The organism is Ignavibacteriales bacterium (assembly GCA_026390775.1).
Taxonomy (GTDB): domain Bacteria; phylum Bacteroidota; class Ignavibacteria; order Ignavibacteriales; family Melioribacteraceae; genus Fen-1258.
In genome coordinates, this window is the sequence record JAPLFF010000003.1 from 129,859 (window position 1) to 144,450 (window position 14,592).

At 35.0% G+C, this 14,592-nt stretch carries 11 protein-coding genes; 10 read left to right on the forward strand and 1 reads right to left on the reverse strand.

Features of this window, described 5'->3' with window-relative positions; genetic code table 11:
• Nucleotides 1-49 precede the first annotated feature (49 nt).
• The gene (locus NTZ27_00790) at nt 50-625 is read left to right on the forward strand and encodes a glutathione peroxidase (GenBank protein MCX6173278.1); all 576 of its coding nucleotides are present in this window, start codon (nt 50-52) and stop codon (nt 623-625) included.
• Nucleotides 626-668: 43 nt separating this feature from the next.
• Here NTZ27_00790 and malQ read toward each other — a convergent pair whose 3' ends face one another.
• Nucleotides 669-2,204, reverse strand: a complete 1,536-nt coding sequence (malQ, locus tag NTZ27_00795; protein ID MCX6173279.1) for a 4-alpha-glucanotransferase — start codon at nt 2,202-2,204, stop codon at nt 669-671.
• A 289-nt stretch (nt 2,205-2,493) separates the two neighbouring features.
• On the opposite strand from malQ, the gene NTZ27_00800 reads away from it, so the two are divergent.
• The 9 genes from NTZ27_00800 to NTZ27_00840 all read left to right on the forward strand — a co-directional run bounded on the left by NTZ27_00800 (nt 2,494) and on the right by NTZ27_00840 (nt 14,456).
• The gene (locus NTZ27_00800) at nt 2,494-6,054 is read left to right on the forward strand and encodes a vitamin B12-dependent ribonucleotide reductase (protein MCX6173280.1); all 3,561 of its coding nucleotides are present in this window, start codon (nt 2,494-2,496) and stop codon (nt 6,052-6,054) included.
• A gap of 132 nt (nt 6,055-6,186) precedes the next feature.
• Nucleotides 6,187-6,870 carry a YggS family pyridoxal phosphate-dependent enzyme gene (locus tag NTZ27_00805; GenBank protein MCX6173281.1) on the forward strand — a complete coding sequence of 228 codons (684 nt, stop codon included), beginning with the start codon at nt 6,187-6,189 and terminating at the stop codon, nt 6,868-6,870.
• A 12-nt stretch (nt 6,871-6,882) separates the two neighbouring features.
• The gene (locus NTZ27_00810) at nt 6,883-7,431 is read left to right on the forward strand and encodes a DivIVA domain-containing protein (protein MCX6173282.1); all 549 of its coding nucleotides are present in this window, start codon (nt 6,883-6,885) and stop codon (nt 7,429-7,431) included.
• Nucleotides 7,428-8,249, forward strand: coding sequence for a purine-nucleoside phosphorylase (locus NTZ27_00815; protein MCX6173283.1), 822 nt, complete (start codon nt 7,428-7,430; stop codon nt 8,247-8,249). The genes NTZ27_00810 and NTZ27_00815 overlap by 4 nt, the downstream gene beginning before the upstream one ends.
• On the forward strand, nt 8,246-8,863 hold the full coding sequence (locus NTZ27_00820; protein ID MCX6173284.1) for a hypothetical protein: 618 nt from the start codon (nt 8,246-8,248) through the stop codon (nt 8,861-8,863). Before NTZ27_00815 ends, NTZ27_00820 begins: the two co-directional genes overlap by 4 nt.
• A gap of 84 nt (nt 8,864-8,947) precedes the next feature.
• Complete coding sequence (gene ileS, locus NTZ27_00825; protein ID MCX6173285.1) at nt 8,948-12,136, forward strand: isoleucine--tRNA ligase; 3,189 nt, start codon at nt 8,948-8,950, stop codon at nt 12,134-12,136.
• A gap of 20 nt (nt 12,137-12,156) precedes the next feature.
• Nucleotides 12,157-12,777 (forward strand): conjugal transfer protein TraR, encoded by a 621-nt coding sequence (locus NTZ27_00830; GenBank protein ID MCX6173286.1) that lies wholly within the window; start codon nt 12,157-12,159, stop codon nt 12,775-12,777.
• Nucleotides 12,778-12,805: 28 nt separating this feature from the next.
• Nucleotides 12,806-13,513 carry a signal peptidase II gene (gene lspA / locus NTZ27_00835; protein MCX6173287.1) on the forward strand — a complete coding sequence of 236 codons (708 nt, stop codon included), beginning with the start codon at nt 12,806-12,808 and terminating at the stop codon, nt 13,511-13,513.
• Nucleotides 13,476-14,456, forward strand: a complete 981-nt coding sequence (locus NTZ27_00840; GenBank protein MCX6173288.1) for an RluA family pseudouridine synthase — start codon at nt 13,476-13,478, stop codon at nt 14,454-14,456. Before lspA ends, NTZ27_00840 begins: the two co-directional genes overlap by 38 nt.
• The last annotated feature ends 136 nt before the right edge of the window (nt 14,457-14,592 follow it).

Consider the following 14,592-nt stretch of genomic DNA (forward strand, 5'->3'; position numbering starts at 1 on the left):
CTAAAACTCCTCAAAATTAGTTTTACAATTAAACAAAGAAAGGAAAGCAATGAAAGCATTTAGATATATATCATATCTATTATTCTTACTGGGAATATCATTTAATTCATATGCAAAAAATAAGGAAGGTGAATCTTTGACAAATAATATTAAAGATATAGTAGTGAAAGATATGAATGGCAAGGAAGTGAAACTTTCTGATTATAAAGGGAAAGTTTTATTAATTGTTAATGTTGCCAGCAAATGCGGTTATACCCCTCAGTACACAGGTTTGGAAGCAATCTATAATAAATACAAAGACAAAGGTTTTGAAATTCTTGCATTTCCATGTAATGATTTCGGAGGACAAGAACCCGGAACGAACGAAGAGATAAAAGAATTTTGCTCAACTAAATACGATATTACTTTCAAGTTGTTTGATAAAATAAAAGTTCTTGGTGATGAAAGATCTCCGCTTTATGCACGGCTTATTAATAATAATGTTACGGAGAAAGGAGATGTTAAATGGAACTTCGAGAAATTTTTGATTGGGAAAGACGGTAATGTTGTTAATCGTTTTAGAAGTAAAGTAAAACCTGAAAGCGATGAATTAACAACTGCAATTGAAAAAGAATTAGCAAAATAATTTTAGTAGTGGTCGCAAAATTGCGACCACTACAGGTTGAAAACTATTCTTCAGCTACTTTAATCTTTGCATTTTCATTTTTTTTCAATGGCGGACGCTCATACATAATAGCCATTTCTTTATAATTACTTGCCAATGATTCGTGAACTTGATCCCAAGTAAAACGCCACGTCCAATTTCCACCAACGGTACTTGGCAGATTCATTCGAGCTGAATTATCTAAATTCAACATATCCTGCATTGGTATAACACATATATTTGCAACTGAATTGTAAGCAGCTCGGATTAATTCATAGGTCATGTTATCGCCATAATAATTAAAATATTTTTGCGCCCACTCATAAATGCCGGAATGTTTCTTTCTTTCGGATTCTAAAAATCCGCGAGTTGTTTCATTATCGTGAGAACCGGTATGAACGACACAATTCTTAATATGATTATGCGGTTGAAATTTCCTATCGCCATGTTCTCCTAAACCGAATTGCAAAATTTTTATTCCTGGAAAATTAAATTGATCACGCAAAGCTTCAACAGAATCAGTTATAACTCCCAAATCTTCGGCTATAATTGGTAAATCACCCAATGCTTTCTTTATGGAATTAAATAATTTTTCACCCGGCGCCTTTACCCAGCGTCCTTTAATTGCAGTTTTTGCATTCCCTGGAATTTCCCAATATGCATCAAAGCCGCGGAAGTGGTCTATTCTAATTATATCAACCATCTCCAGCAATTTTGAAATTCGTTTACGCCACCATGCAAAATTATCTTTCTCCATTACTTTCCATTTGTAAAGAGGATTACCCCACAGTTGTCCTGTAGTGCTAAAATAATCTGGCGGTACTCCGGCAACAAATTCTAATGAACCGTCTTTGTGAACGGTAAATAGTTCTTTGTTCGCCCAAAGATCTGCGCTGTCGTACGCAATGAAAATTGGAAGATCCCCGATAATTTTTATTCCATATTTATTTGCATATTCTCGAATGTCTGTCCACTGTTTATTAAAAATGAATTGTAGAAATTTTTGGAATTCAATTTCTTCTTTGAGTTTATTTTTCCACTCCGGAATATTTTTTCTGAACGCAATTGATTTGTCCCATTGTGTCCAAAGTACTCTATTGTGAAATTGTTTGACTGCCATGAAAAGTGAATAATCATCCAGCCAATAGTTGTTGGCTTTGCAAAACGTTCCGCATTCTTCTTCAAATTTTTTCTGTTTCTTCTTAAAATTTTGAAAAGCTGATCGAAGTATTTTGTATTTGAATTCGATAACAGAACCAAAATCAATCTTATGCGGATCGAAATTAGGAACGTGTGAAAGTTCTTCGTTACTAAGCAGATGATCTTTTTGTAATAACTCAAAGCTGATTAATAATGGGTTACCTGCAAAAGCCGAAAAACATTGATAAGGTGAATCTCCGTATCCTGTTGGACCTAAAGGAAATGTTTGCCATAATGTTTGTCCTGCACTTTTTAAGAAATCAACAAAGTCATAAGCACTAGGTCCAAGATCGCCAATTCCAAATTTACCAGGGAGTGAAGTTGGATGTAATAAAATTCCTGCAGAACGTTCGATGTTCATGAGTTCCTCAATAGTTTGTGATATAAATTGCTTATAAAAAAATAAAATAAAAAAACAATATTTACTTCAAACAATTATTTAGTATTTTGCACTCAGTTGCAAAGTTAATCAATTGCATAATTTTTAAAAAATTGTTCAACTGATTGCTTCAAGATTTTTTTTTCGTTATGTTGAACTCACCTTCAACGAGGTAAGAAAATCGTTCCTCAAAATAATTAAATAATAAAATTACTTTCGCTTTTATAAGAGAAAATTTTTTCAATATGCTTTTCTAAGATTGGAGTATTGAATGAAGATTAATCGTCTTTTCACTAATGTAGGAAAAGATCCTCTTGAATCAATTGAGTTTGTTAAGAGAACATCTGAAATAAAAAATCCGGACGGCTCAATTGTTTTTAGAATGGAAGATGTGTTTGTCCCCAAGGAGTGGTCGCAAGTTGCGACTGATGTTCTTGCGCAAAAATATTTTCGCAAAGCAGGTGTTCCAAAACTTTTAAGTAGATTAGATGAAAAAGGAATCCCTGCATGGTTACAACCTTCGGTTGCAGATAAGAAACTAGATGAACTTCCCGAAAAAGAAAGATATGGATCAGAAACAGATTCAAGACAAGTTTTTTATCGTCTTGCAGGAACATGGACATATTGGGGATGGAAGGCAAAATATTTTGATAGCGAAGAAGATGCGAAAGCTTTTTACGATGAACATGTTTACATGTTGACAAATCAATTTGCCGCTCCTAACTCTCCGCAATGGTTCAACACTGGTTTACATTGGGCTTACGGTATTAATGGTCCGTCTCAAGGTCATTATTATGTAGATTACAAAACTGGTAAACTCACTTCTTCTGAAGACGCATATACACATCCTCAACCCCACGCATGTTTTATTCAATCGGTCAGAGACGATCTTGTTAATGAAGGCGGCATAATGGATTTGTGGGTTCGTGAAGCACGTTTATTTAAGTACGGTTCTGGTACCGGAACAAACTTTTCCGAACTCAGAGGAATAAATGAACCGTTAAGCGGAGGTGGAAAATCTTCGGGATTGATGTCATTCTTAAAAATTGGTGATCGCTCTGCCGGTGCAATTAAGTCCGGCGGTACAACTCGCCGTGCAGCTAAAATGGTTACTCTCGATATTGACCATCCTGATATTCAAGAATTTATTAATTGGAAAGTAGTTGAAGAACAGAAAGTTGCCGCCTTGGTAACAGGTTCAAAAATCTTAAATCAACACCTTAACAATATTATTAAAGCTTGTTATGATGAACATCCCGAGAATGACCGCTTCAGTAAAAAAACAAATTTGAGATTACGCAAAGCAATCATTGAAGCGCGTAAATTAAATGTTCCGGAAAATTATATTGATCGCGTAATTAAACTAGCAAAGCTTGGATTTAGATCTATTGAAATCCCGGTTTATAATGAAGATTGGAATTCAGAAGCATATACAACTGTATCGGGACAAAATTCAAATAATTCAGTCCGTGTGAATAATGGTTTTATGCAGGCAGTTTTAAACGATGATAATTGGAATTTGTATTGGAGAGTAGAAAAGAAAAAAGCAGAAAAAGATGGAAGAGAACCAAAACCTTGCAAAACACTTGGTGCAAAAGAACTTTGGGATGATATCGCTTATGCAGCATGGGCAAGTGCAGATCCTGGACTTCAGTTCGATACAACTATAAATGAATGGCACACATGTCCGGAAAGCGGATCAATTCGTGCATCTAATCCTTGCAGCGAATATATGTTCTTGGATGATACCGCATGTAATCTTGCATCTCTTAATCTTGTAAAATTTTATAATGATGACACACAAAAATTTGATATTGAAGCTTACCGTCATGCAACAAGATTGTGGACTGTTGTTCTTGAGATAAGTGTTTTGATGGCACAATATCCTTCAAAAGAAATCGCACAAAAAAGTTACGAGTTCAGAACACTTGGTCTTGGTTATGCAAACCTTGGTTCATTATTGATGAGACAAGGTATTCCTTATGATAGTAAAGAATCTTCTGCGATCTGCGGAGCGCTCACAGCAATTATGCACATGCGTGCTTATGCAACATCAGCAGAAATGTCAAAAGAGCTTGGCTCATTTCCGCGTTATCAAGAAAATTCAGAGGCTATGTTAAGAGTTATTCGGAATCACAAACGAGCTTCTCATAATGTTAAGAAAGATGAGTATGAAGGATTATCCATTTTGCCTGTTGGTATTAATCCGGAAAATTGTCCTTCAGATTTATTAAATGCTGCAAGAGAAGATTCTGATCTTGCTTTAGAGTTAGGAGAAAAGTACGGCTTCAGAAATGCACAAGTAACGGTAGTAGCTCCAACCGGAACAATCGGATTAGTTATGGATTGCGATACTACCGGAATCGAACCTGATTTTGCTCTCGTTAAATTTAAAAAACTTGCCGGCGGAGGTTATTTCAAAATAATTAATCAATCAATTCCTCCTTCTTTAAAGAGATTAGGTTATAATGAAGATCAAAGCCGTGAAATAATTAAGTATGCAAAAGGTTCCGGGACACTTATCGGATGTCCTCATATTAATCATGAATCGCTCAAGGCAAAAGGATTCAGCGATGATGTACTGAATAAGATTGAAACTATTTTACCTTCTGTATTTGAATTAAGTTTTGCATTCAATAAGTATACGCTTGGTGAAAAGTTTTTGAAAACTAATCTCAATATTACCGATGAACAAATGAACAATTTCAATTTTGATCTTCTTACAGAACTCGGATTTACAAAAGAAGAAATTGCATCGGCAAACGATTACGTTTGCGGAACAATGACTGTTGAAGGTTCGCCTTTCTTAAAACATGAACACTATCCTGTATTTGATTGTGCTAATAAATGCGGGAAAAAAGGAATACGCTTTATTAAAACCGATGCACATATTAATATGATGGCAGCTGCTCAGCCATTTATTTCCGGTGCAATATCCAAAACTATTAATCTTCCTAATAATGCTAGTATTGATGATATCAAATACGCTTACTTACAATCATGGAAACTTGGGACAAAAGCTAATGCACTTTATAGAGACGGTTCAAAACTTTCTCAACCTCTAAACAGCATGACCGATGAAGAAGTAGAAGACTTGATGGAGAAGAAAGAAGAAAATGATATTATCAAGATTGCCGAAAGAATTATTCACAGATATATTGCTAAGAGAAGAAGATTACCGGATAGAAGAACTGGCTACACGCAAAAAGTAAAAATTAACGGTCAAACCGTTTACATTAGAACAGGTGAATATGAAAACGGGCAGCTTGGCGAAGTATTTATAGACATGCACAAAGAGGGCGCTGCATTCAGAAGTTTATTGAACTGCTTTGCAATTTCGATTTCTCTCGGATTACAACACGGTGTTCCCCTTGACGAATTTATTGATGCTTTTGTCTTCACACGATTCGAACCAAGCGGAGTATTAACAGGTCACAGCAGAATAAAAATGGCTACATCTGTAATTGATTTTATCTTCAGAGAATTGGCCGTTACATATCTCGGCAGAAATGATCTTGCTCATGTTGATGAATCAGAGATAATTAAAAAAATAGATCACCACTCTGTTGTAGAACCGGATTTTGAAAGTGAAGAAATTGTTAGTGAAAGAATGATCGAATTAGATAATGCTAAAGATCTTGTGGATCGTTATCCAGGTGATACACCATCGGAACAAAAAGCTCATGCTATTACTCTTCATCAAAGTGTTATGAAAGCTCGGGAACGCGGTTACACTGGTGATATCTGTCCCGAATGCCAAAGTCTGACCATGGTTCGTAACGGTACTTGTTTGAAGTGTACAACTTGCGGTGCGACTACGGGATGTAGTTAAATTTACAATTATTATACGTTTCTACTTAACAAGAAAGGGGCTAAAGCTTAGCCCCTTTTTCATTATATTAGAATTGTTATTCGTTGACTTTTATAACTCAAAGGGATACATTTTCACCCTCATTTTTGAGCAATGATTGCAGAAAATCTTAAAAAAATTGAAGACGAGATTACAGAATCTTGCATTAAATGTAGTAGAAATCGTTCTGAAATAAGACTGATTGCGGTGAGTAAGACTCAGCCGATAGAAGTGATAAAAGAAGCTCTTAACGCTGGAATTAATGACTTAGGAGAAAATAAAGCTCAAGAACTTCGTGATAAATCGGAGCTGATAACAGGAGATTTTAACTGGCATTTTATCGGTCATCTTCAAACAAATAAAGTTAAATATGTTATTAAAGCGGCAGAATTTATTCATGCTGTAGATTCGATAAAGTTAGCGGAAGAGATAAATAGAAAATCAAAAGAGATAAATAAAAATCAGAAAGTTCTTCTTGAAATTAAAACTTCTGATGAAGCAACAAAATTTGGATTTGCAAACGAAAAAGAAATTTTTGAAGTAGCTCAGTTTTGTAAGAACAGTTCTAATTTGAATTTAGTTGGTTTGATGACTATGGCGCCGTTTACCGATGATGAGAGTGTGATCAGAAATTGTTTTATTCAATTGCGCAGACTAAAAGAGAAACTAAATAAAAATGGATTTGCTCTTTCTGAACTTTCTATGGGAATGACAAACGATTACACAATTGCAATTGAAGAAGGAGCTACCATGTTGAGAATTGGAACTGCAATTTTTGGTGATAGAATTTATAAATAACGCGGGAATAAAATGAAATTCACCCCGTTTGGAATAAAAAATCAAGAGTTCAACAAAAGCGTCCGCGGTTACGACCGTGACGAGGTAAATAATTTCCTTGAACGGTTATCGGATGAATTTGAACAGCTGCAAAATGAAAATGAAAAACTGAAGAATGAACTCGATCACCAGGAAGAACAATTAAAAGAGTTCAAAAGAATTGAAAAAAATCTTCAGCAAGCAATGTTGAATCAAACAGAATCAACATCTAAAACTGTAGATTCTGCAAAGAAACAAACTGCTCTGATGGTAAAAGAAGCGGAACTCAAATCCGCACAAATAATTGAAAAAGCAAAAGAGAGTGCTAATTCTGTGCGCGATTCTGTTTTGAAACTCCGCGAAGAAAGAAAATTATTAATTGCCCGTATCAAAGCATTGATTGATTCTCAATCAAGTTTACTTGAGATGAATGTTCAGAACATAGATACACGTCCTAAGAAAAAAGAAATTGCTAAAGAACAGACAAATCAAGAAGAACAAAGCGATATAAATGTTGATGATATTTTGGAGAAACTTTTATGAGCACTCTTACTGAAATGATTAATGAAACATTAGAAGTCATCAGAAAGAAGACAGATAAAAATTATGAAGTTGGAATTATACTTGGTACCGGACTCGGCGGATTAGTTAAAGATATTTCTGTTGAACATGAAATTGATTATTCCGATTTACCGCATTTTCCCCTTTCTACTGTTGAATCACATCAAGGTAAATTAATCTTTGGAAAGATCGGCGGCAAGAATGTTGTTGCGATGCAAGGTAGATTTCATTTCTACGAAGGATACACGATGCAGCAAATTACGTATCCTGTACGTGTTATGAAATTTCTTGGTGTTAAAAATTTATTAGTCTCAAATGCTTGCGGAGGAATGAACCCGATCTACCAACGCGGAGATATTATGCTGATGATTGATCATATTAATCTGCTGGGTGATAATCCGCTAGTCGGAAAAAATGAAAATGATTTAGGTCCGCGTTTTCCAGATATGAGCGAACCGTATAATTTAGAGTTGATAAAGTTGGCTGAACAAGTTGCGCTTGAAAATAAAGTTAAAGTTCAGAAAGGTGTTTATGTTGCCGTGCCGGGACCAAACCTTGAGACAAAAGCCGAATATAGATTTTTACGTGCTATTGGAGCCGATGTTGTTGGAATGTCAACCATTCCGGAAAATATAGTAGCTAATCATATGGGCATGAAAGTTCTTGGTTTAAGTATTATAACTGATGAATGTTTTCCGGATGCTTTAAAACCGGCAAAGGTTGAAGAAATTATAGCAGCGGCTATGGCTGCTGAACCAAAGATGACTTTGATAATGAAAGAGGTTATAAAAAAACTGTGATAGAGAAAAAACCAATTTATTATGCCACACCGGGATTGCTTGCAGTTATTATTTTTGCATCCAACTTTTTAAGCACAGATCTATTTAAAGCCGGCTATCAGAATTTTTCCGTCTGGTTTGTTCTTTCTGTTTTTTCATTTGCATGCGGCTGGTTGATAAATAAAACGCTTGGTTACAATCATGGCGGGAAAGTTGTATTTGCAGTTATAGTTGCCTCGGTGTTTGTGAGTATTTTACTCGTATCAATATTTAGCGAGTATTTTGGAATGAGTAATCTTCTTGTTGAGAACATGATCTTATATGTTCTTCGAAATATAATGCTTGGAGCTATTGCATTTTTTGGTATGGCTCTGTCGGAAGTAATACTTCTGCAGAAAGAAGGGGACAAGGGAAAATCAAAAGAAGATGATACAAAAAAAATATTAATTGCCGCTCAACGTGAAGCTCAGATAATAGTTGAAGAATCAAAATTGAAAGCAGATAAATTGCTTTATCACGCTCAACAAAGTGTTGATGATATGGTTGAGAGAAAAACTCAAATTGAAAGAAGACTGAAAGAATTTCTTTCTGCCGAGAAAGAATTAATAAAGAAATACGAATCAGAAGAAGAGTAAACGCCCAACCCAACCTTCTCCAAGAGTAGGCATTTTATAAATGGGATATAGATAAATTTTTAAATTCATTTTTAGAGTTAATAAATGTTCAAACGGTTTGATGAAAAAATAAACTATCCAAAGATCGAAGAAGAAGTACTTAAGTTTTGGCAAGAGAACCAGATTTTTGAAAAAAGTATTTCATCACGTCCTAAATCAAAACCATTTACTTTTTATGAAGGACCTCCAACTGTAAACGGCAAACCGGGGATTCATCACGTAATGGCAAGAGCCTTAAAAGATTTAGTCTGCCGTTATAAAACTTTGAAAGGATATCAAGTTCATCGTAAAGCAGGATGGGATACACACGGCCTTCCAATTGAAATTGCCCTAGAAAAAGAACTCAACTTCACTCAGAAATCAGATATAGAAAAATATGGTGTTGCCGCATTCAATCAGAAAGCAAAAGATCTTGTATATCAACATATTGAAATGAAAGAAGGCTGGCGTACATTAACCGAACGGATGGGTTACTGGGTTAATCTCAACGATCCGTATATCACTTGTACAAATGAATATATTGAATCCGTATGGTGGGCGCTTTCGGAATATTTTAAGAAGGGATTAATCTATAAAGGATTTAAAATCGTTCCTCAATGCCCTCATTGCGAAACTCCTTTATCATCACATGAACTTGCTCTTGGTTACGATGATGTGCAAGATCCGAACGTTTTTGTAAAATTTAAATTGCAGAATGAAGATGCATCAATTCTTGTTTGGACAACAACACCTTGGACTTTAATTTCAAATGTTGCTTTAGCTGTAGGTAAAGATATTGATTATGTAAAAATAAAAACAGAAAAACATGGAATCTTGTATTTAGCAGAAGCACGCTTATCTGTAATAAAAGAAGAGTATCAATTAATTTCTAAGTTAAAAGGAAAAGATCTTTTAGATAAAAATTATGAACCGCTCTACTCTTACGTCCCAGTTGAACAGAGAGCTTGGTATGTAATTGCCGGAGATTTTGTAAGTACGGAAGATGGAACCGGAGTAGTTCATATAGCTCCTGCATTCGGTGCTGATGATTATGAAATTTCAAAAAAATATAATTTACCGTTTGTTCAGCCTGTTACTAAGGGTGGAAGATTTACAGATGAAGTAACAGATTTTGCTGGACGACTTGTTAAGACAATTCAATTTGAAACCCATGAAGAAAAAGGTGTTGATCCGGATATCATCCGCAATTTGAAAGAACGCGGATTAATTTATAAAGCGGGTAATGATTATACGCACTCGTATCCGCACTGTTGGCGTTGTGATAATCCGTTAATCTACTACGCAAGAGATAGCTGGTATATCCGTACTACCGACGTTGCAAAACGAATGATAGAATTGAATAAAACAATTAATTGGTATCCGCCCGAAGTTGGTTCCGGTCGCTTTGGTAATTGGCTTGAAGAAAATAAAGATTGGTCACTATCTCGCGATAGATATTGGGGAACACCACTTCCGATTTGGTTAAATGATGATGGTGATATGATTGTTGTTGGTTCAATTTCTGAATTGAAAGAAGGATTTATTGAACGGGATGGGAAACGAATTTCAGTTAAGGATTTACAAGCTGATGAGATTGATCTGCATAAACCTTTTGTAGATGAAGTAAAATTTGAACGGAACGGAAAGATTTATAAACGTACTCCTGAACTAATTGATGTTTGGTTCGATAGCGGTGCAATGCCGTTCGCACAATATCATTACCCGTTCGAGAATCAAGAATATTTTAAGGAAAACTATCCGGCAGATTTTATTTGCGAGGGCATAGATCAAACACGCGGCTGGTTTTATACTCTTCATGCAATCGGAACAATGTTATTCGACAGCATCTCGTACAAAAATTTGATCGTTAACGAATTAGTCCTTGATAAAGCAGGACTGAAGATGTCGAAATCGCGTGGCAATACAGTTGATCCATTTTCTCTTTTTGAAAAATATGGTGCAGATGCAACAAGATGGTATTTAGTTACTACCAGTCCCCCGTGGAAACCAACTTTGTTTGATGAAGAAGGAATAGCTGAAGTCCAGAGAAAATTTTTCGGGACTTTAATCAACACATACAATTTCTTTGTCCTTTATGCCAATGTAGATAAATTTAATTTTTCCGAAAAAGTTATTCCATATAAGGAAAGATCGGAAATAGACCGCTGGATAATTTCTAAACTTAATTCTGTTGTAAAAGAATATGATGAGTTAATGATTAATTACGATGTTACAAAAGCTGCAAGATTAGTTTCCAATTTTACAATTGATCAGCTTTCAAACTGGTATGTACGCAGAAGCAGAAGACGTTTCTGGAAATCTGAAATGAATAAAAATAAATTCTCTGCGTATCAAACTCTTTATGAATGTTTGGTGACGATCGCAAAATTAACTTCACCGTTTGCGCCTTTCATTGCAGAAGAATTGTATCAAAACTTAAACAAGGCAACAAAAAAAGAGAAGTATGAATCAGTACATTTAACTGATTATCCGGAGATTACTTATTCCGAACCTAAACTTGAAGTGAAGATGGATATTGCTCAGCGGATCGTATCTTTAACAAGATCAATCAGAGCTAAAAACGAGTTAAAGGTTCGTCAGCCGTTAAGTTTGATGATGGTTCATGTTCAACCTGAAGAAATAGATCATGTTCTTGAAATGAAAGATATTATTCTTGAAGAAGTAAACATCAAAGAATTAAAATTTGTAGATGAAGATGCCAACTTTGTTCAGAAAACCGTAAAGCTGAATTTTAAGGTAGTCGGTAAAAAATATAAAGAGCATGTTAAAACATTACAGGAATATGTTAAGACACTTTCGAATAAACAAATTGATGATCTTGAACAAAACAAACAGATAGATACACCGGTTCAAGGATTATTATTGAGTCGTGAAGATGTTGAAATATTTGCAAGCGGTATAGAGGGATGGATAGTTGTAAGTGAAGGTAATATTACGGTTGCTGTTGATACCCATGTGAATGCAGAATTAATAGCTGAAGGATATGCAAGAGAATTTGTTAATCGTGTTCAGAACATGAGAAAAGATGCCGGCTTTGATGTGATTGACCGTATCAGTGTGTCATTTAAAAGTGAACAAAAAATGGTTGATTATGTATCCAAATTTTCTGATTATATTTCAAGTGAAGTACTGGCTGATTCTCTCGAATCAAAAAATAATATTGTAGGTTTCAAACAAGAATTTAAAATAGGCGATTATGATTGTACGATTGTGATCGTTAAGATAAAGAATTAAATAGGTAAACGGAGGCACTAATGACTACTAAAAAGATTAATAAAAAAACCGCAAAAAAATCCACCGCTAAAAAGAAATCAATTAAAAAGCCGGTGAGAAAACTAAAGAAAATAAATAAGGTGAAATCTGCTAAACCAAAAACAGCACTTAAAAAGAAATTGAAAGTTCAGAAAGTATCCAAATCTCGTAAACATGTGGAAGTTATTTCCCCAACAAAAAAAGTTAGAAAGATTCAGGGTTATTCAAAAAAAGATTTAGAAGAGTTTAAGAAAATAATTTTTGATAAGAGAAATGAGATCATTGAACAACTGCAATCGCTGAAAGACCAAATGATGGATCCAACTACTGGTCAATATGTAAATGAAAGTTCACCCTACTCACTGCATATGGCTGAACAAGGAACTGACGCGATGGAACGAGAAAAACTTTATTTGTGGGCGCAGAGAGAAAATAAATTTCTTGGTTATTTAGATGACGCACTTCAACGTATTGATAATGGAACATATGGGATCTGCATTGAATGTATTGATGAACCGCAGAATCTTTGTCCGACATGTCCGCTTATACCGAAAGACAGACTTGTAGCGGTGCCGCATACTCAGCACTGTTTGCAAGTAAAGCAAAAAATGAAATCAATGTAAAATCACTTTTCAGAAAATAGGAATTGTCTTGAGAGTATTATTCGTTTCGTTGTCCATTGTAATAGCCGATCAATTATCAAAATTTTTTGTTAAAGGGGGAACAATCCCTTTGCTTAATCTTCACGTTAACGGGATGAGTTATGGGGGAAGCGTTAACGTAATTGGGGATTTTTTCAAACTAACTTTTGTAGAAAATCCCGGCATCGCATTTGGGATTGATGTTAACGGAGTATCAAAATTATTATTATCACTTTTTACTCTACTGGCAAGCCTCGGTGTTTTTTATTATTTGTGGAAATCGAAAGAACAAAAATTAATTATCCGTCTTGCCCTTGCTTTTATTCTGGGTGGTGCGATCGGTAATTTAATTGATAGAACTTTTTACGGACTATTTTACGGTTATGCACCTTTATTTTACGGGAAGGTTGTTGATTTTTTCAATATGGACTTTTTTGATTTTACTATTTTCGGAAGGACTTATGATCGTTTTCCAATATTTAATATTGCAGATTCTTCTGTAACTATTGGTGTAGCACTGCTTTTATTATTTCATCGAACGCCTACTGTTGATGCTAAGGGAGTAGAATCAGAGACAATTGATACAACATTGAATAATAATTTGACCATTCCGGAAAAGAATAAAGAGATTAACAATTCAGAAGCAACTAATTCTTCTTTGAGCGAAAACAATAAGAATAATGTCGAAAATTATAAACGAGAAGAAATTCAAAATTGATGTTCCTGATGGTAAGAAAAAAGAACGCATTGATGTTTTTCTAGCCAATTCAATAGAGAATGCCACCCGCTCGCGAATCCAAAAATTAATTAGAGCAAATTGTGTTTTAGTAAATGGGAAAGTTATTAAAGCTAACTATCTCATTTGCCCAAAAGACATAGTAGAAGTTACAATTCCCACATCGCCACGTCCTGAAAAAAATGAAGCTGAAGATATTCCGCTCGATATAATTTATGAAGATGAAAATCTTTTAGTAGTCAATAAAGCAGCAGGAATGGTTGCACATCCTTCTTTGGGAAATTACACAGGCACACTTGTTAATGCGCTTCTTCATCATACAAAAAAGCTAAGCGCACTTAACGAACCTGGACGTCCGGGAATTGTCCACAGGATAGATAAGGATACAAGCGGACTACTTCTAATTGCAAAAGATGAATGGACCCACGCTAAACTAGCAAAACAATTTTATGATCATTCTATTGATCGCGAATATTGGGCTGTATGCTGGGGCTTGTTTAAGAACAAGAAGGGTGAAGTTATCGGAAACATTGTCCGTTCTACAAAGGATCGAAAAATTTTTACTGTTAGTGAATCTGAAGGCAAGCATGCACATACTTTTTATGAAGTAATTGAAGAATTTGAATTTGCATCTCTAATTAAATTAAAATTGAAAACCGGGAGAACTCATCAGATTCGTGTTCATATGTTGCATATTAAGCATCCAATCTTTGGCGATCCGACATACGGAGGAAGAATAATAGTTTACGGATCTGCTTTGCCAAAAATAAAAGCCCGAGTTGATAATTTATTGGAGATCATGAAACGGCAAGCTCTTCATGCTAAAACGCTTGGTTTTATTCATCCGCAAACAAAAGAAAAAGTTTTTTTAGATTCAGAACTACCGGAAGATTTTGAAAAACTTTTAAGAAAGTTACGCCCGTAACAAAAATCATACGCCTATATTACGCTTCAATTAATTAGGTAGCTAATTTAACGAATTCTTGGATTGTTAAGTCGCTAAGGATTGTGATTATTGAAGACGTAAAAGCCGAAAGTTGATAAGACTGAGTTTGCACTTA